This window comes from Cellulosimicrobium sp. KWT-B, from assembly GCF_002127155.1.
Lineage (GTDB): Bacteria > Actinomycetota > Actinomycetes > Actinomycetales > Cellulomonadaceae > Cellulosimicrobium > Cellulosimicrobium funkei.
The window spans coordinates 461,514-478,347 of the sequence record NZ_NEDO01000003.1; the positions used below are offsets into that span (position 1 = coordinate 461,514).

Annotated in this window: 16 protein-coding genes; 8 read left to right on the forward strand and 8 right to left on the reverse strand. The window is 76.1% G+C overall.

Annotated features, from left to right (window positions below):
* The first annotated feature begins 23 nt into the window (after nucleotides 1–23).
* Complete coding sequence (locus tag B9L22_RS12005; protein WP_086150524.1) at nucleotides 24–1,088, forward strand: CorA family divalent cation transporter; 1,065 nt, start codon at nucleotides 24–26, stop codon at nucleotides 1,086–1,088.
* A gap of 16 nt (nucleotides 1,089–1,104) precedes the next feature.
* On the opposite strand, the gene B9L22_RS12010 is transcribed toward B9L22_RS12005, so the two are convergent.
* The gene (locus B9L22_RS12010; RefSeq protein WP_034651390.1) at nucleotides 1,105–1,980 is read right to left on the reverse strand and encodes an undecaprenyl-diphosphate phosphatase; all 876 of its coding nucleotides are present in this window, start codon (nucleotides 1,978–1,980) and stop codon (nucleotides 1,105–1,107) included.
* A 141-nt stretch (nucleotides 1,981–2,121) separates the two neighbouring features.
* Here B9L22_RS12010 and B9L22_RS12015 point away from each other — a divergent pair, with 141 nt between their 5' ends.
* On the forward strand, nucleotides 2,122–3,090 hold the full coding sequence (locus B9L22_RS12015) for an aldo/keto reductase (RefSeq protein WP_086150525.1): 969 nt from the start codon (nucleotides 2,122–2,124) through the stop codon (nucleotides 3,088–3,090).
* 31 nt (nucleotides 3,091–3,121) lie between these two features.
* On the opposite strand, the gene B9L22_RS12020 is transcribed toward B9L22_RS12015, so the two are convergent.
* Nucleotides 3,122–3,433: a hypothetical protein gene (locus B9L22_RS12020; RefSeq protein ID WP_034651396.1), complete on the reverse strand. Its 312-nt coding sequence runs from the start codon at nucleotides 3,431–3,433 to the stop codon at nucleotides 3,122–3,124.
* A 101-nt stretch (nucleotides 3,434–3,534) separates the two neighbouring features.
* Here B9L22_RS12020 and B9L22_RS12025 point away from each other — a divergent pair, with 101 nt between their 5' ends.
* Entirely contained in the window at nucleotides 3,535–3,768 is a 234-nt protein-coding gene (locus tag B9L22_RS12025) for a DUF5703 family protein (protein ID WP_009861400.1), read from the forward strand.
* A gap of 52 nt (nucleotides 3,769–3,820) precedes the next feature.
* Complete coding sequence (locus B9L22_RS12030; protein WP_086150526.1) at nucleotides 3,821–4,669, forward strand: fructosamine kinase family protein; 849 nt, start codon at nucleotides 3,821–3,823, stop codon at nucleotides 4,667–4,669.
* An 18-nt stretch (nucleotides 4,670–4,687) separates the two neighbouring features.
* Here the strand turns inward: B9L22_RS12030 and B9L22_RS12035 are convergent, their stop codons facing one another.
* The 3 genes from B9L22_RS12035 to B9L22_RS12045 all read right to left on the reverse strand — a co-directional run bounded on the left by B9L22_RS12035 (nucleotide 4,688) and on the right by B9L22_RS12045 (nucleotide 8,511).
* The gene (locus B9L22_RS12035; protein WP_086150688.1) at nucleotides 4,688–6,061 is read right to left on the reverse strand and encodes a M20/M25/M40 family metallo-hydrolase; all 1,374 of its coding nucleotides are present in this window, start codon (nucleotides 6,059–6,061) and stop codon (nucleotides 4,688–4,690) included.
* 142 nt (nucleotides 6,062–6,203) lie between these two features.
* Nucleotides 6,204–7,904: a multicopper oxidase family protein gene (locus B9L22_RS12040; RefSeq protein ID WP_086150527.1), complete on the reverse strand. Its 1,701-nt coding sequence runs from the start codon at nucleotides 7,902–7,904 to the stop codon at nucleotides 6,204–6,206.
* A gap of 118 nt (nucleotides 7,905–8,022) precedes the next feature.
* Nucleotides 8,023–8,511, reverse strand: coding sequence for a hypothetical protein (locus B9L22_RS12045; RefSeq protein ID WP_198947285.1), 489 nt, complete (start codon nucleotides 8,509–8,511; stop codon nucleotides 8,023–8,025).
* 166 nt (nucleotides 8,512–8,677) lie between these two features.
* On the opposite strand from B9L22_RS12045, the gene B9L22_RS12050 reads away from it, so the two are divergent.
* Nucleotides 8,678–10,012, forward strand: a complete 1,335-nt coding sequence (locus tag B9L22_RS12050; protein ID WP_198947286.1) for a sensor histidine kinase — start codon at nucleotides 8,678–8,680, stop codon at nucleotides 10,010–10,012.
* Nucleotides 10,009–10,725: a response regulator transcription factor gene (locus B9L22_RS12055; RefSeq protein ID WP_086150529.1), complete on the forward strand. Its 717-nt coding sequence runs from the start codon at nucleotides 10,009–10,011 to the stop codon at nucleotides 10,723–10,725. The genes B9L22_RS12050 and B9L22_RS12055 overlap by 4 nt, the downstream gene beginning before the upstream one ends.
* Before the next feature lie 79 nt (nucleotides 10,726–10,804).
* Here B9L22_RS12055 and B9L22_RS12060 read toward each other — a convergent pair whose 3' ends face one another.
* The 3 genes from B9L22_RS12060 to ald form a co-directional block, all read right to left on the reverse strand.
* Nucleotides 10,805–12,946 carry a M3 family metallopeptidase gene (locus B9L22_RS12060; protein WP_086150690.1) on the reverse strand — a complete coding sequence of 714 codons (2,142 nt, stop codon included), beginning with the start codon at nucleotides 12,944–12,946 and terminating at the stop codon, nucleotides 10,805–10,807.
* Between the two features lie 77 nt (nucleotides 12,947–13,023).
* Complete coding sequence (locus B9L22_RS12065) at nucleotides 13,024–13,659, reverse strand: GNAT family N-acetyltransferase (protein ID WP_086150530.1); 636 nt, start codon at nucleotides 13,657–13,659, stop codon at nucleotides 13,024–13,026.
* Between the two features lie 101 nt (nucleotides 13,660–13,760).
* The gene (gene ald, locus B9L22_RS12070; protein ID WP_086150531.1) at nucleotides 13,761–14,876 is read right to left on the reverse strand and encodes an alanine dehydrogenase; all 1,116 of its coding nucleotides are present in this window, start codon (nucleotides 14,874–14,876) and stop codon (nucleotides 13,761–13,763) included.
* A gap of 108 nt (nucleotides 14,877–14,984) precedes the next feature.
* Between ald and B9L22_RS12075 the strand changes: the two genes are divergently transcribed.
* Complete coding sequence (locus B9L22_RS12075) at nucleotides 14,985–16,418, forward strand: APC family permease (protein WP_233140063.1); 1,434 nt, start codon at nucleotides 14,985–14,987, stop codon at nucleotides 16,416–16,418.
* A gap of 68 nt (nucleotides 16,419–16,486) precedes the next feature.
* Nucleotides 16,487–16,789, forward strand: a complete 303-nt coding sequence (locus B9L22_RS12080; protein WP_086150532.1) for a DUF1905 domain-containing protein — start codon at nucleotides 16,487–16,489, stop codon at nucleotides 16,787–16,789.
* Nucleotides 16,790–16,834 lie beyond the last annotated feature (45 nt).

A 16,834-nucleotide genomic window follows, 5' to 3' on the forward strand; every position in this document is an offset into this window, starting at 1 on the left:
GCGGGGCGCGGGACAATGCGGACGTGACGAACCCCACCGAGCCGCGGACGGGGACCCCGCCCGACGGCGCACCCGCCCCTGCGCCCCGACGACCGACCGTGCGCGCCGTCGCGGCGTGGACGGTCGAGCCCGGCGCCGACGGAGTGCACCCGGCCGATCCCGACACCTTGGACACGCCCGGCGACCGGCACGCCGCCCGCGCCACGGTGACCTGGGCGCGTCTGGAGGACCTCGACGCGGTGCTCGACGCGGCGGCCCAGGTCACGACCGGGGTGGGCCCGACCCGGCAGGACGTCGCGCGGCACAACCGCCACCCCCTGGCGCACGTGCGCCGCGTCGCGGCGGACTGGCTCCTCCTGGTGACGCCGACGGCATGGTTCACCGAGTCGGACCGCCAGGTGCACACGGGCCAGTTCGCCGCGCTGCTGGGGCCGGGCCTCGTCCTCACCGCCGAGGAGGGCGACGCGGACGTGCACGCGATCATGCTCGACAAGGTCGCCGCGCCCGGCGACCCCCACGGCTCGCCGGTCCAGCGGATCGTCTCCGCGGCGGTCCTCGCCATCGTCGGCGGCGCCTCGCAGGTCGAGCTGGGCCTGGGCGACGCCGTCGCCGACACCGAGCGCGTGGTGTTCGACCAGCAGCGCGAGGACCCGGTCGAGCGCATCTACGACCTCAAGCGCGAGATCACCGAGGCGCGGCGCGCCCTCATGCCCGTCACGGCGGAGCTGCCCGAGCTGCTCGACCCGGACGTCCCTGACCACCTCGGGGTGAACCGGCGCATGCTCGAGCGCGTCGTGACGACGGTCGAACGGATCGACCGGCACCTCGACGCGCACGACGACCTGCTCTCGGACATGCTCCAGGTCCACATGACCCAGGTCTCGGTGCGGCAGAACGAGGACATGCGCAAGATCTCGGCGTGGGCGGCGATCCTCGTGTACCCGACGATCGTCGCGGGCGTGTACGGCATGAACTTCCGCAACATGCCGGAGCTGCACTGGGCGTTCGGCTACCCCTTCGCGCTCGCCCTCATGGCGGGCGGCTGCGTCGTGCTCTACCGCGTCTTCAAGCGCGTCGGCTGGCTCTGACCGCGGCGCGAGAGGCTCACGGCGTCGAGACGGCCGTCCCGCCCGGCTCCAGCACGCCCACGAGCAGGAGCAGCACGACGAGCGCCGCGAGCACGAGGCGGTAGACCACGAACGGCGTGTAGCTGAAGGTCGAGACGATCTTGAGGAACGCGATGATGACGAAGTACCCGACGACGAACGCGACGAGCGTCGCGATGAGGGTCGCCCCGGCGCCGGGGGCCCCGGGGGCCGGCTCGTCCGCAGACTTGAAGAGCTGGTAGAAGCCCGAGCCCATGACGGCCGGGATCGCGAGGAGGAACGAGTAGCGCGCCGCCGCCTCGCGCGTGAAGCCCATGAGCAGGCCGGCGGTGATCGTGCCGCCCGAGCGCGAGACGCCGGGGACGAGCGCGAGCGCCTGCGCGAACCCGAACGCGACCGCCTGCCCGGCCGAGAGCTCGCGCAGCGTGCGGCGCTTGGCGCCGACCCGGTCGGCCCAGCCGAGCAGGAGCGCGAACACCGCGAGCATGAGCGCCGTCAGGTAGAGGTTGCGGAACGTGTTCTCGATCGCGTCCTGGAACAGCAGGCCGAGCAGCACGATGGGCACCGAGCCGAGCGCGATGTACCAGGCCATCGCGGCGTCGTGGTCGTGCCGGCCGAGCCGCGCCCGCCAGTCCGTGCCGTGGTCGCCGCGCACGGAGCGCCACCACGCGGCGCAGATGCGCGCGATGTCCCGCCGGAAGTACAGCAGCACCGCCGTCTCGGTCCCGATCTGCGTGATCGCCGTGAAGGCGGCACCCGGGTCCTGCGACCCGATCAGCTCGCCGACGATGCGCAGGTGGGCGCTCGACGAGATCGGGAGGAACTCGGTCAGGCCCTGGACGAGGCCGAGGAGGACGGCTTCCCACGCGTTCACGAGCGGTCACGATACCCGCTCGGGGCGCCGCAGCCGCGCACGTGCAGGCCCGAGGACGAGCGGGTGAACCTGGGCGGACCCGACCCCCGACCGCGCGCCCCGACGGTCGCCCGCGGGCCCCCGCCGGTACCCTCGGCAACCATGGAGAACCGCCACCTCGGCAGCACCGGCCTGCGCGTGTCCGAGCTCGGGCTCGGCACCATGACGTGGGCCCGGGACACGGACGAGCTCGACGCGGCCGAGCAGCTGCGGGACTTCGTGGACGCCGGCGGCACCCTCGTGGACACGGCCGCCTCCTACGCCGACGGCGACGCCGAGTCGCTCCTGGGGTCGCTCCTCGGGGCGAAGGTCGACCGGCGCGACGTCCTGCTGTGCACCAAGGCGGGGGTGCGCCACACGCCGTCGGGCCCCGTTGTCGACGCGTCCCGCGGTGCGCTCCTCGACTCGCTCGACGACTCGCTCGCGCGCCTGGGCACCGACCACGTCGACCTGTTCCTCGTGCACGCGCCCGACCCGCGCACGCCGTTCACCGAGACGCTGTCGGCGCTGCGCCACGCGGTGACGTCCGGGCGCGCGCGCTACGTCGGGCTGTCCAACCACCCGGGGTGGGCGACGGCGCGGGCCGCGACCCTGCTCGGCGGGACCGACGACGTCGGCCTCGCCGCCGTCCAGCTCGAGTACTCGCTGCTCCAGCGCGGCGCCGAGCGCGAGGTCGTCCCGGCCGCCGAGTCGCTGGGCCTGGGCCTGCTCGCGTGGTCCCCGCTTGGGCGCGGCGTCCTCACGGGCAAGTACCGGCGCTCGCTGCCCGCCGACTCGCGGGGCGCGTCGCCGCACCTCGCCGGGTTCGTCGAGCCGTACCTCGACCAGGCGTCGTCGGGGATCGTCGAGGCCGTCGTGACCGCCGCGGAGGGCCTGGGCCGCGCGCCGCTCGACGTCGCGCTTTCCTGGCTCCTGGGGCGCCCCGCCGTCGCGAGCGCGGTCGTCGGTGCGCGCACCCCTGCGCAGCTGCGCACGTCGCTCGCCGCGACCGACCTCGTGCTGCCCGACGCCGTGCGCGCGGCGCTCGACGACGTGAGCGCGCTCGACGTCGGCTACCCCGAGCGGTGGTGACCCCGCCCCTCCCTCGGCGACCTCGGGCGGCTCAGCGCGCGCCGTCGGTCTCGAGCTCGCCGGAGAGGACGTCGTCGTCGAGCGTGTCGTCGAGGTCGTCGTCCTCCTCCGCGTCGTCGTCCTCGTCGTCCTCGTCGTCGTCCTCCTCCGCGAGGTAGAACGGCGTCGCCTCCCCGTGCACCTGTCCCAGCGCCTCGTCGTACACCTCGAAGGCGTCCCCGAGGACGTAGTAGGCGTCGTCGACCGCGGGGTCGTCCTCCCCGCGACGTGCGGCGACGGCGTTGTAGTGGGCTTCGAGCGCGGCGATGAACCGGTCGAGCGCGGCACGCGGGTCAGCGGTCATACCCTGACCGTAGCGCCGAGAGGGGCACAATGGCACTCGTTGGCCGGGTCGGTCCCACCACCCGGCCCGCGACCGAGACAGGCGAGAGAGGACGGTGGCACGTGGAGGAGAGGCCGACGTCACGCCGGAGGTCCGGATGGGCCGCGCACGGCGGGCAGTACGAGTACCGCGTCCTGACGATCGACCGCTCCACGAGCCGGTCGGACGCGAGCAGGCTCCTCACCGACGAGGCGGAGTACGGGCGCTGGGAGCTGGCCCGCACCCGGCTGTACGTCGGGGGCGAGCGCCGGGTCTGGCTGCGGCGCAAGATCATCCGGGTCAGCTCGACGCTGTGAGCACGATCCGGTGAGCGCGGCCTCATGAGAGCAGCCCGGTGAGAGCGGCCCGGTGAGCGGCGAGCACGAGGCGGCGCCGGCCGTCTTCACGAAGTCGCGCGCCGCGGCCCCGGCGGAGTTCTTCCGCTGCGAGGCCGCCGGGCTGGCGTGGCTCGCCGTCCCGGGCGGGCCGCGCGTCGCCCGCGTGCTCGACGTCGGCCCCGACCACCTCGACCTGGAGCGCGTGCCGACGACCGCGCCGACCCGCGAGGCGGCCCGGGCGTTCGGGCGGGCGCTCGCCGTCGTGCACGACGCCGGGGCGCCGGCCTGGGGCGCGGCCCCGCCCGGGTGGTCGGGCGAGGCGTTCTTCGGCCCGCTCGACGACCCGCTGCCGCTGCCCACGGGTGCGTGGCCGGACTGGCCGACCTTCTACGCCGAGGCGCGCCTCCTGCCGGTCGCGCGGCAGGGCCGCGACCGGGGTGCGCTCGACGCCGAGGACGCGCGGCTCCTCGACCGCCTCGCCGCGCGCCTGCCCGACCTCGCCCGCCCGGCGCTCGACGACGCGCCGGCGCGCGTGCACGGCGACCTCTGGTCGGGCAACGTGCTGTGGGCGCCAGGCCGGGGCGGCGGGCCGGACGACCGCACGGGCGGCTCGGCGGGCGCGGTCGAGGCGGTGCTCATCGACCCGGCCGCGCACGGCGGGCACCGCGAGGCCGACCTCGCGATGCTCGCGCTGTTCGGCGCGCCGTTCCTCGACGAGATCCTCGCCGCGTACGACGCCGCGCACCCGCTCGCGCGCGGGTGGCGCCACCGCGTCGCGCTGCACCAGGTGTACCCGGTCGCGGTGCACGCGGTGCTGTTCGGCGGCGGGTACCGCGCGCAGCTGCGCTCCTCCGTCCGGGCGCTGCTCGGCGAGACCTGACCGCGCGACGCCCTCCGGTCAGCAGGTGCGCAGGAGCCGGTCCAGGACGCGCACGCCGAACCGCAGCGAGTCGACGGGCACGCGCTCGTCGACGCCGTGGAACATGCCGGAGAAGTCGAGGTCGGCGGGCAGGCGCAGCGGCGCGAAGCCGTAGCCCGTGATCCCGAGCCGGGCGAGCGACTTGTTGTCCGTGCCGCCCGACAGCGTGTACGGCAGCACCGTCGCCTCGGGGTCCTCCGCGAGCAGCGAGTCCACCATGGCGTCCACCAGGTTGCCCTCGAACGGCACCTCGAGCGCGATGTCCCGGTGGATCTCCTCGACCCGCACGTGCTCGCCCGCGAGCGCACGGAGGGTCGCGAACCCGTCCTCCTCGTGGCCCGGCAGGAGGCGCGCGTCGATCGCCGCCTCGGCGCGGCCGGGGATGACGTTCGCCTTGTAGCCCGCGGAGAGCTGCGTCGGGTTCGACGTGTGCCGCACCGTGGCCCCGACGAACCGCGACGCCGGGCCCAGCGCGGCCACGAGGGCCTCGATCGACCGGGAGTCCTCGGGGTCGTAGCGCAGGCCCGTGAGGTCCGCGACGCCGCGCAGCAGCTTGTCGACCGTCGGCGTGAGCGTGTTCGGCCAGTGGTGCGTCCCGATGCGCGCCACCGCCTCGGCGAGCCGCGTCACCGCGTTGTCGTCGTTCACCTGCGACCCGTGCCCGGCGCGGCCCTCCGCGACGAGGCGCAGCCAGGCGATGCCCTTCTCCGCCGTCTGGAGCAGGTAGGCCCGCCGCCCCCCGACCTCGACCGAGAACCCGCCGACCTCGCTGATCGCCTCGGTCGCGCCCTCGAACAGCTCGGGCCGGTGGTCGACGGCGTAGCGCGCCCCGTAGGCGCCGCCCGCCTCCTCGTCCGCGAAGAACGCGACGACGACGTCGCGCGCGGGCTTGCGACCCTCGCGCACCATCTGGCGCACGACCGCGAGGACCATCGCGTCCATGTCCTTCATGTCGACGGCGCCGCGCCCCCACAGCAGGCCGTCGATCTCCTCGCCCGCGAACGGGTCCACCGACCAGTCCTCCGCCTGCGCGGGGACGACGTCGAGGTGCCCGTGGAGCACGAGCGCCGGTCGCGTCGGGTCCGCACCCTCGAGCCGCACGACGACGCTCGCCCGGCCGGGCTCCGACTCGAACAGCTCCGGCTCGAGCCCGACCTCGTGCAGCAGCCCCATGACGTACTCGGCGGCGGCCCGCTCCCCCGGGCCCGACCCGTCGCCGAAGTTCGACGTGTCGATGCGCAGCAGCTCGCGGCAGATCCGCACGACCTCGTCCTCGGCGCGGGGCACCGCGCCGGGGGTCGCGTCGGTCGCCGCGGGGGCGCTGGCCAGGGAGTCCGGGTGCGGGGCGGTCATGAGCGACACGCTACCCGCCGCCGTCGGGCGCGCGGACCGCCCCGCCCGACGTCCCGCATCCCGGACGCGCCGTCGCCCGCCGGCCACACGGTCACGGCTCGCGCCCCGGGGCGGACGGCGACCCCTGCGCGACCCAGGTGGGTCAGTGACCGCCGTGCGGGTCGGGGTCGAGGCGGCGGGGTCCCGTGCCGTCGCCGGGGAGCGCGTCGCGGTCGTGCTCGGGGTGGACGCCACCGCCGGGGGCGGCGATGCGCGAGGGCGCCTGCTCGCCCGGGGCGACGACGACGAGCTGGCCCATCATGCCGCGGTCCTCGTGCGTGAGCAGGTGGCAGTGGAACATGAAGGGGGTCGTCGGGTCGGTCGTGCCCTCGGCGGCGTCGAACCGCACGAGGAGGCGCGTCACGCGGCCCGGCTGGACGTAGACCGTGTCCTGCCAGCCGGCGAGGTCCGGCCCCGGCGGTTCGCCGGCGACGTCGAGGACGCGGAACCGGACGTCGTGCACGTGGAAGTTGTGAGGGGTGTCGTCGAGACCGGTGACCTCCCAGATCTCGGTCTCGCCGACGGTGACGACCTCGTCGATGCGGGACATGTCCATCGACCGCCCGTTGATCGCGGTCCCGGCGAGCTGGAAGCGGCGCGTGCGGACGGCGTCGGGCTCGTGGAGCTCGTCTGCGGGGTCGGTGGCCCCGAGCGCCTCGGGGACGGCCGGGCTCGGCGCGAGTGCGACGGCGGCGCGTAGCTCCAGCAGGTCGAAGGTGTCGTCGCCGCCCGAGAACCGCTCGAACAGCGGGTTCACGTCGAGCTCGGGCGGGAAGCTGCGCAGGACGGCGCGCTGCCCGGGCGTCATCGTCACGACGACCTCGGCGCGGTCGCCCGGAGAGAGCCGCACCCGCTCGACGGTCCGCGGTGCCGGGAGCAGGCCGCCGTCGGTGCCGACGAGCTGGACCGTCCCGCCGTCGGCGAGGCCGACGTCGTAGACGCGCGAGTCGGAGCCGTTGAGCAGGCGGAGCCGGACGCGCTCGGTCGTGACGTCGAGGTAGGGGCCCGGGGTGCCGTTGACGAGGATCGTGTCGCCGAGCGTGCCGACGGGCGACAGGAACGACACCGCGTCGTCGAGCCGGCCGTCGGCACCAAAGCGCTTGTCCTGAAGGATCACCGGGACGTCGTCGACGCCGTACTCGTGGGGCAGGTCGGCGGCCGGGCCCTCGGCTCCGGCAGGTTCGTCGAGGAGGAACATCCCGGCGAGGCCGCGGTACACCTGGTCCGCCGTCCGGCCGTGCAGGTGCGGGTGGTACCAGAGCGTCGCGGCGGGCTGGTCGACCGTCCACGTGGGCGACCACGTCTCGCCGGGCTCGACCATCTGGTGCGGGCCGCCGTCCATCACGGGCGGCAGGTGCATCCCGTGCCAGTGCAGCGTCGTCGTCTCGTCGAGCCCGTTCGTCACGTCGACGCGCACCCGCTCCCCGCGCACGGCTCGCAGCGTCGGCCCGAGGTGGTCGCCGTTCAGGCCGATCGTCGGCGTGGGCGCGGACGCGCCGAGGTCCGCGACGCCCGCTCGCGCCTCCAGCGCGAAGACGCGCACGCCGTCCTCCATGCGCGACTCCGCGAGCGGCGGGACGGCGAGGGGACGCGTGAACTCCACGGCGCCGGCCGTGCTGGTCGCCGCGCGCGCCCACGCGACGCCGAGGACGGCGACGACCGCCCCGACGAGCAGGACCGCGAGGAACCCGAGCACCAGCAGGGCACGGGCGAGCGGACCACGGCGCCGACGAGGGAGACCGCCCGGCGGACCGGCGGGCACCGGTGGGACGGCGGGACGCGGGTGGGTGTTCGTGGCCGTCATCGGTCTCTCCCGGGGGGCGGTCGGCGGGGTGGTGCGGTGCGGTGCGGTGCGGTGGGGTGGGGTGGGGGGCGACGGTCGGCGACGGGTCCGAGGGACCGGGAGCGCGTGGCCCGGCCTCTCAGCGCCGCCGGACCGCGAGGACGCCGAGCGCCACGGCACCGGCGAACGCGCCCCAGAGCGCGTTGGTCAGCAGCACGGGGACGATCGCCACGGGACGGGCGACGGGGCCCTGGAGCTCCCCCGTGAGCACGGGCGACAGCGCGGCGCTGAGGACGATCGCCAGCATCCCGTAGACCAGACCGACCGCGACGCCGGTCGCGAGCGGGTGCGCCGGGCGGGCGACGACGATCGCGGCGACCCACACGACGGTGAGGACGAGCGTCACCAGGAGCGGCGCGGCGGGACGACCGATCGCGCCGTCGACGCCGAGGACCATGAGGAGCGGGCGCACGAGCGCGAGCGCACCGAGCCCGAGGACGAGCGGCCAGCTCAACGAGCGCACGGTCTCACCGAGCGTCGGACGAGGAGGCGGGACGGACGGGACGGGCGGGACGGGCGGGACGGGCGGGCGCCGGCGGTCCGGTGCGGGACCAGGAGACGTGTTCATGTCGCCGACGCTACGGAGCGCGGCAGGTCCGCCGCGTCCGCCCTGGCGCCCGACCTGGTGCGTCGTCGCGCGGCCCCGTCGTACGCGTCTCGACGTAGCCGACCCCGAGACGTCCCCGCCCCTCGGCGGACGCGGCCACGAAGGGTCCTTCCTAGACTCGGTGGACGTGGCACCCCTCGAACCGCCGCGGGAGCGGACCGACGACGACCCGGCCCGGCCGCGCGCGTCACGGTCGGCGCCGCCCTCGTGGCTCGTCGACGCGCTGCTGGGGTTTGCGGTGTTCGACGTCGTCGCGTTCGCCATCGCGGCCGACGTCGGCGGCACGGGCGCGGACCCGTGGGCCGCGTACCCGCTCGCCCTGCTGCTCGGGTCGCTCGTGCTCGGCCGGCGCCGTTTCCCGGTCGGCGTCCTCGTCGCGACGGCGCTCGTCATCTGCGCCTACTACACGCTCGACCTGCCCGCGATCGGCCTGGCGCTGCCGGTGTCCGTCGCGCTCTACTCGGCCGCCGCCGCAGGACGCCTCGGGTGGGCGGTCGGGGTCGCGTCCGCGCTCGTCGTCGTCTCGACGTCCTTCCGGCTCGCCGAGGGCGACGACGTCCGGTACGTGGTCGGCTACGAGCTCGCGACCACCGTGGCGCTCATGGCCGCGGCGATCGCGCTCGGGCACGGGTCCTTCGCGCGGCGCGGGCGCGACGAGCAGCGACGGCACGCCGACGCGTTGCGCGAGCAGACGCTCCGGCTCGAGGCGGCGGACCGCCTCGCGCGGGACCGCGAGGCCGTCGCGCGCGACCTGCACGACGTCGTCGGGCACCACCTCGCCGTCGTGTCCCTGCACGCGCACGTCGCGGGCGAGGCGCTGGACGATCTCGCCTCTGCCTGCCCCGACGACGAACACGGAGCCGCGCTCGTCACCGCACGGGCGGAGCTCGGCCTGGTCCGCACCGCGACCTCGGCCGCGCTCACGGACCTGCGGGCCACGGTCCGCGCGCTGCGCGCGACGCCCGGGTCCGAGGGCGTCGCCGAGCAGGCGCGGCTCGACCGGCTCGGTGACCTCGCGCACACGGCCCGCGCCGCGGGTCTGGACGTGACGCTCGACGTCGACCTGCCCGACGCGGCGGTGGACGGGACGGCCGCGGGCGCGGCGGTGTACCGCGTCGTCCAGGAAGGGCTCACCAACGTGCTGCGCCACGCGGGCGCGCGGGTCGCGGTCGTGCGCGTGGCGCTGGAGCCTTCCACCGGCGCGTCGGGCGACGTGCTCGTCGCCGAGGTGCGCGACGACGGCCACGGCGCGCGGGGGGCGGCGGGCGCTCCGGTCCGCGGCGGGTTCGGGCTCCGGGGCCTGCGCGAGCGCGTCGCGGTGCTGGGCGGCACGGTCGAGACCTCCTCGCCCGACGGCGGCGGTTTCCGTCTGCGCGCGCGCGTCCCCGTGGCACCGGGCGCTCCGGCGCACGCGACGGGCGCCACGTCGAGCCCTCGGCTCCCGGGCGAGGGCGCCCCGTGATCCGTGTCGTGCTGGTCGACGACCAGCCCCTCGTGCGGACGGGCATCCGCGCGCTCCTCGAGCGCGCGGACGACGTCGAGGTCGTCGGTGAGGCCGCGGACGGCCGGGAGGGCGTCGCGATCGTCCGCCGCACCCGGCCCGACGTCGTCCTCATGGACCTCCAGATGCCCGTGCTCGACGGGGTCGCGGCCACGCGCCAGATCGCCGGAGCCACGGTCCACCCGGTGCTCCCGGGCGGTGCGACGGGCACGGACGACCGCCCGACCCGGCCGCGCGTCGTCGTCCTCACGACGTTCGACGACGACGCGAACCTCTTCGCCGCGCTGCGGGCCGGGGCCTCGGGCTTCCTGCTCAAGGACGCGAGCCCGGACGAGCTGCGCGCGGCCGTGCGCACGGCCGCCGCGGGCGACGCTCTGCTCTCCCCCACGGTGACGGCACGGGTCGTCGCGCAGGCCGTCGACGCCGGGCGACGAGACGACGCTCTCGTCGCCGCGGTCGCCGCCCGTCTCACGGACCGCGAGCGCGAGGTGCTCGCACACGTCGGGCGGGGGCTGACCAACGACGAGATCGGTGCGGCGCTGTCGATGAGCCCGGCGACCGCCCGCACGCACGTGGGCCGCGTGCTCGCCAAGCTGGGCGTGCGGGACCGGGCGGGTCTCGTCGTCGTCGCCTACGAGGCCGGCCTGGTCCGCCCGGGCACCTCGCCGACGTAGCCGCGAGGTCCGCGAGGTGGAGGCGGCGTCAGGACCACGCCTCCACCTCGCGGTACCGGGCTCTCTCCCGCGTCCCGGCTCAGGCGTCGAGGCCGCGGCGCGCGAGGAGCGGCGCGATGTCGGCGTCGCGGCCGCGGAGCTCACGGAACGACTGCAGCGGGTCCTGCGAGCCGCCGCGCGCGAGCAGCACGCGGCGGAAGCGCTCGCCGTTCTCGCGCGACAGGCCGCCGTTCTCGCGGTACCACTCGACCGTGTCGGCGTCGAGGACCTCGGACCAGATGTAGGAGTAGTACCCGGCCGCGTACCCGCCTCCGAACACGTGGTTGTAGTACGTCGTGCGGTAGCGCGGCGGGACGGGCGCGAAAGCGACGCCCGCCGCCTCGAGCGCGGCGGCCTCGAACGGCACGACGTCCGCCTCCGACGCGGGGACGCCGTCGGGCCCGACCTGGTGCCAGGCCTGGTCGAGCAGCGCCGCGGCGAGGTACTCGGTCGTGCCGAAGCCCTCGTTGAACTGGCGCGAGGCGAGCATCGTGTCGACCCACTCGGCGGGCATCGGCTCGCCCGTGACGTGGTGCACCGCGTAGGAGCGCAGGACCGTCGGCTCCCACGCCCACATCTCGTTGACCTGCGAGGGGTACTCGACGAAGTCGCGCGGCACCTCGGTGCCGGACTGCGACGGGTAGCGCACGTCGGAGAACAGGCCGTGCAGCGCGTGCCCGAACTCGTGGAAGAGCGTGATGACCTCGTCCCACACGAGCAGCGTGGGCTGGCCTGCCGGCGGCTTGACGATGTTGAGGTTGTTGACGACGACCGGCTTCTGCCCGAGCAGGTGGTTCTGGTCGACGAGGTTGTTCATCCAGGCGCCGCCGCGCTTGGACTCGCGCGTGTACCAGTCGGCGAGGAACAGCCCCAGGCCCTGGCCCGGCTCCCCCGGCGTCTCGGCGTCGAACACCTCGAAGACGCGCACGTCCGGGTGGTACCCGACGAGGTCGTGGCGCTCGGCGAAGGAGATGCCGAACAGGCGGTTCGCGGCCAGGAACACGCCGTCGTGCACGACGCGCTCGAGCTCGAGGTACGGGCGCAGCAGCGCGTCGTCGAGCGCGTAGCGGTCCTTGCGCACGCGCTCGGCGTAGAACGACCAGTCGGACGCGCGCAGCGTCGCGCCCGGCTCGTCGGCCCGCAGCGCCGTCTCGAGGTCGGCCGCCTCGCGGTGCGCGTTCGCGACGGCGGCGGGAGCGAGCCGCGCGAGCATCGCGTTCACGGCCTCGGTCGTCTTGGCGGTCGCGTCCTCCGCGACGTACGCGGCGTGGTGCTCGTAGCCGAGCAGGCGCGCGCGCTCGGCGCGCAGCCGCACGGTCTCCAGCACGATCTCGCGCGTGTCGTGGTCGTCGCCGGTCGCACCGCGCGACTCCGACGCCTGCTGCACGCGCTCGCGCACGTCGCGGCGCGCGAGCGAGGCGAGGACGCCCTGCTGGGTGGGGAGCTGCATCTCCAGCAGCCACGCGCCCTCGTGCCCGCGCGCGGCGGCGGCCGCCGCCGCGCCCGCGAGGGCGTCCTCGGCCAGGCCGTCGAGCTCCGCACGGTCGGTGACGAGCACGCTCGCGGCGTTCGCGCCCGCGAGCAGCTTGCGGCCGAACGCGGCCTCGAGCGTGGTGAGGCGGCCGTTGAGCGCGCGCAGGCGCTCCTGCTGCTCGGCGTCGAGCTCCACGCCCGAGCGGCGGAACCGGACGAGCAGCGTGCGGAGCAGCCACGCGGCGTCGGGCTCGAGGGTCTGCTCGCCGGCGTCCACCGCGTCCTGGAGCGCGCGGGCGCGGGCGTAGAGGCGCGCGTCCATGTAGATCGCGTCGTGGTGGGCCGCGAGCTCGGGCGCGAACTCCTCCTCGATCTGCTCCAGGCCCGGCGTCGCGTCGGCCGAGAGCTGGTTGTAGAACGCGTTGAGCACGCGCGCGAGGTCGCGGCCCGACCGCTCGAGCGCCTCGAGCACGCTCGCGGCGGTGGGCGGCGCGTCGTCGGTCGCGATCGTCTCGATCGCCGCGCGCTGCGCGGCCGTCGCGGCCCGCAGCGCCGGGAGGTAGTGCTCCTCACGGATCGCGTCGTAGTCGGGCAGCTCGTACGGCAGCACGGACGGCGCCGCGAACGGGTTGGCGGGGTCGAGGTCGAGGAGGGCCGGCGCGGTGGTGGGCGCGGGCGCGTCGGCGCGCGTCGTGGGCTCGGAGGTCATGGTGCCCATCTTGACCCCGCGGGCAGGCGCGACGGAAACGGACACCCCGCCGTCCGGAGCACGGCGGCGGTAGGGCGTCAGGCCGCGCGGCCCGACGACGGCGCGTCCCCCGGCCACGGCTCCGCGGGCTCGCGCGGGTCGTCGGGCAGGAGCGTGCCGAGCCACGCGTCGCGTCGCTCGCCGCGCTGCAGCGCGAAGCCGCGCACCGTGCCCTCGACCCGGAACCCGAGGCGCCACGCGGTCCGGCGCGAGGGCCAGTTGCCGACGTACGCCTGCCAGAAGAGCCGCGCGAGACCCGCCCCCTCCGGGTCGAACGCCCAGTCCACGACGAGGCGGCCCGCGGCCGTCATGAGGCCCCGGCCCCGGGCGCCGGGGGCGGTCCAGTAGCCGATCTCGGCCGACCGCCGTCCCTCGGGCGCGTCGTCGAGGCTGAGGCCGATCATGCCGAGGAGCGGGCTCACGCCGTCGGGGCCGGGGATGCCCGAGCGGCCCGCGCTCTCGCGCACGCCCCACGTGAGGACGTCCCCGCGCTCCCACCCGGGACCGACGTGCTCCTGCACGAACTGCACCGCGTCCGCGCGCGTGTACGGCGACGGCACCACCGTCCACGCGGCGACGTCCGGGTCCTGGCACGCGGCCGTGATCGCATCGACGTCGTCGAGGGTCGGGGTGGACAGGTGGACGCGGCCGTCGTCGAGGGCGAAGGGGTGCACCCGCCCGAGCCTGGCACGCCGTGCCGCGCGGCGTCACCCGGACTCGCCGCCCGGGTGATCGTAGCGACGGCCGCTCTCGACCGTGCCCGGACCCGCGAGGGTCACCGGGGCAGGGCGTCCTCCACGGGCGTCCACGGCAGGTCGTGCGCGGCGGCCACCGCCGCGTTGAGGAGCGCGCCGCGGTGGGTGGACGCCCCCGACCGCAGGAGCGGGTCCTCCCGCACCGCGTCGACCCCGCCGTCCGCGAGCGCCGCGAGGTACGGGAGCGTCGCGCTGGTCAGCGCGAGCGTGCTCGTCACGGGGACCGCGCCGGGCATGTTCGCGACGCAGTAGAACGTCGTGCCGTGGACGGCGAAGGTCGGGTCGTCGTGGGTCGTGGGCCGCGACCCCTCGAAGCACCCGCCCTGGTCCACGGCGACGTCCACGAGCACGGCGCCGGGCCGCATCCGCGCGACGAGGTCGTCGGTGACGAGGCGCGGGGCGCGCGCCCCCGCGACGAGCACGGCGCCGACGACGAGGTCCGCCTCCAGCACCTCGCGCTCGATCGCGTACGCGTTCGACACCACGGTGCGCACGTGCCCGGAGAACTCTCGGTCGACGGCGCGCAGCACGGGCAGCGCGAGGTCGACGACCGTGACCTCGGCGCGCATGCCCACGGCGATCTCGGCGGCGTGGCGTCCGGCGGTGCCGCCCCCGAGCACGACGACCCGACCGGGTCGCGTCCCGGGCACGCCGCCGAGCAGGACGCCGCGGCCGCCTGCCGGGCGCTGGAGGAGCCACGCGCCGACCTGGGTCGCCATGCGTCCGGCGACCTCGCTCATGGGCGCCAGGAGCGGGAGGGTGCCGTCCGGGGCCTGGGCGGTCTCGTAGGCGACGGCGGTGGTGCCGGCGTCGAGCAGGGCGCGCGTGCACGCCGCGTCGGCGGCGAGGTGGAGGTAGGCGAAGAGCAGCAGGTCGTCGCGCAGGAAGCGGTGCTCGCTCGCGACCGGCTCCTTGACCTTGCAGACGAGCTCCGCCTCGCCCCAGACCTCCTCGGCGGTCGGCACGATGCGCGCGCCCGCGCTCTCGAACTCCGCGTCGGGCAGGTGGGAGCCCGTCCCGGCCCCGGACTGGACGAGCACGTCGTGCCCGGCCCGCACGAGGTGGTGCGCGCCGGCGGGGGTGAGCGCGACGCGGTCCTCGTGGTTCTTGACCTCGGTGGGTATCCCGATCCTCATGGTCCAGTGTGGCCGCAGGCGGCCTTCGTGCGCAGGGTGGCAGGATCTTGTGCCTGCGTGTCTTGACTGCCACTCGTCCGGCCCCGCCGTCGTTGCCAGGGTGGGCGGGTGGACCCGACGACCTCCCGCACGACAGCACTGCCCGCCCCGACGCGCGGCGCGGCCTCCCGCTCCGGACGGGATCTGCCCACCAGCCCGCTCGGCTCCGCCCCGGCCCCGGCCCCGGCCCCGACCCCGACCCAGACCCCGACCCAGACCCCGGCGGGCACGCTGGGCCTCGCGCGCGGCAGCGCGCTGTACGTCGCGAGCGTCCTCGGGACCGGCGTCCTCGCGCTGCCGGGCCTCGCGACGCGCGTCGCCGGGCCTGCGTCCGTGCTCGCCGTCGCGCTCGTCCTCGTGGCGAGCGTGCCGCTCGCGGGGACGTTCGCCGCGCTCGCCGCACGGCACCCGGACCGGGGCGGGGTCGCGAGCGCGGTGCGCGCGGCGCTCGGCCCGACGGCGGCCCGCGCCACCGGGTACTGGTTCTTCCTCGGCGTGTGCGCGGGCGTCCCCGTCGTCGCGGTGCTCGGGGCCGAGTACGTCGTCGCCGTCGTCGGGGCGGACCGCGCCGTCGTCCCGGTCGTGGCGGTCGCGCTGGTCGTCGTGCCGGCGCTCGCCGTCGCGCTCGGGGTGCGCGTGGCCGGTGCCGTCCAGCTCGGCCTGACGACGCTCCTGCTCGGGGCCGTCGTCGTGGTCGTCGCAGCGGCGGCGCCGGCGACGAGCGCCGAGCGCTTCACGCCGTTCCTCAGCGAGGGGTGGTCCGGCGTGGGCTCCGCCGTGAGCCTGTTCGTGTGGGCGTTCGCGGGGTGGGAGGTCGGCACGCACGTCTCGGCCGACTTCCGCGACCCGCGGCGCACGATCCCCGCCGCGACGGGCGTGGCGCTCGTCGTGGTCGGCGTCGCGTACCTGGCGCTCCAGGTCACGACGGTCGGGGTGCTCGGCGCGGACGCGGCGACGGGGACGGTCGCGCTCCTCGACCTCGCGCGCGTGGGCGCACCCGGGGCGGGTCCGGTGCTCGTGGGCGTCGTCGCCGCGGTCGTCACGTCCGGGGTGCTCACCGCCTACCTCGCCGCGTTCGCGAACCTCGGGCAGGCGCTCGCCCGGGACGGCGACCTCCCGCGCCCGCTCGCCGCGCTCTCGGGCCGTGCGGGGGTCCCGCGCCGCGCGCTGGCCGTCACGCTCGCGCTCGCGACGGGCTACCTCGCGGTGCTCGTCGCCACGGGGCTCGACCTCGAGCCGTTCGTCCGGGTCCACACGAGCAGCATGGTGGCCGTCTACGCGCTTGGCATGGTGGCGGCGCTGCGCCTGCTCCCCCGACGCTCTCCCGGCTGGTGGCTCGCCGCGGTCGCGACGGCCCTGACGGCGGTGCTGCTGCTCCTCGCGGGGGCGTCGCTCGTCGCACCGGCACTGCTCGCCGCGGCCGCGGTCGTGGTGACGCTCGTCCGCCGCGGCACCGGGCGCGCACGAGCCGACGGCCGGTCGGCCGGGCCCGAGGCCGGCTGACCGGGCCGCGCGGAAATCGCCCGGGCGGCCCGTTCCCCGCGTCCGCGCTCTCCGCTACGGTCGACGCCATGCCCACGTGGACGGACCCCGGCCCGGTGGAGTTCGACGCCGTGGTGGTCGCCGCCGGGACACGGTCGGGAGCGTTCGTCGCGCTCCCCGTCGACGTCCTCGACCTGTTCGGGACGCGCGGCCGGGTCCCCGTTCTCGCGGCGATCGACGACGTCGCGTACCACGCGTCCCTCGTCGCCTACGGCGGCCCGCACCTGCTCGCCGTGCTCCGGTCCGTGCGAGCCGCGACCGGCAAGGACGTCGGGGACACCGTGCACGTCTCGGTCCGGCTCGACGCGGGGGTCTCCGCCGTCCCGCGGTGATCCCGGTCCCGGCCCCGCGGCGCGGCAGCGCACGGGTCGACGCGT

Bases quoted from the DNA above. Each gene is read 5' to 3' on its own strand.
- B9L22_RS12080 (WP_086150532.1), top strand. From the start codon at position 16,487: ATGCCCACGTGGACGGACCCCGGCCCGGTGGAGTTCGACGCCGTGGTG.
- B9L22_RS12035 (WP_086150688.1), bottom strand. From the start codon at position 6,061: ATGACCGCCCCGCACCCGGACTCCCTGGCCAGCGCCCCCGCGGCGACC.
- B9L22_RS12020 (WP_034651396.1), bottom strand. From the start codon at position 3,433: ATGACCGCTGACCCGCGTGCCGCGCTCGACCGGTTCATCGCCGCGCTC.
- B9L22_RS12045 (WP_198947285.1), bottom strand. From the start codon at position 8,511: ATGAACACGTCTCCTGGTCCCGCACCGGACCGCCGGCGCCCGCCCGTC.
- B9L22_RS12015 (WP_086150525.1), top strand. From the start codon at position 2,122: ATGGAGAACCGCCACCTCGGCAGCACCGGCCTGCGCGTGTCCGAGCTC.
- B9L22_RS12060 (WP_086150690.1), bottom strand. From the start codon at position 12,946: ATGACCTCCGAGCCCACGACGCGCGCCGACGCGCCCGCGCCCACCACC.
- ald (WP_086150531.1), bottom strand. From the start codon at position 14,876: ATGAGGATCGGGATACCCACCGAGGTCAAGAACCACGAGGACCGCGTC.
- B9L22_RS12040 (WP_086150527.1), bottom strand. From the start codon at position 7,904: ATGACGGCCACGAACACCCACCCGCGTCCCGCCGTCCCACCGGTGCCC.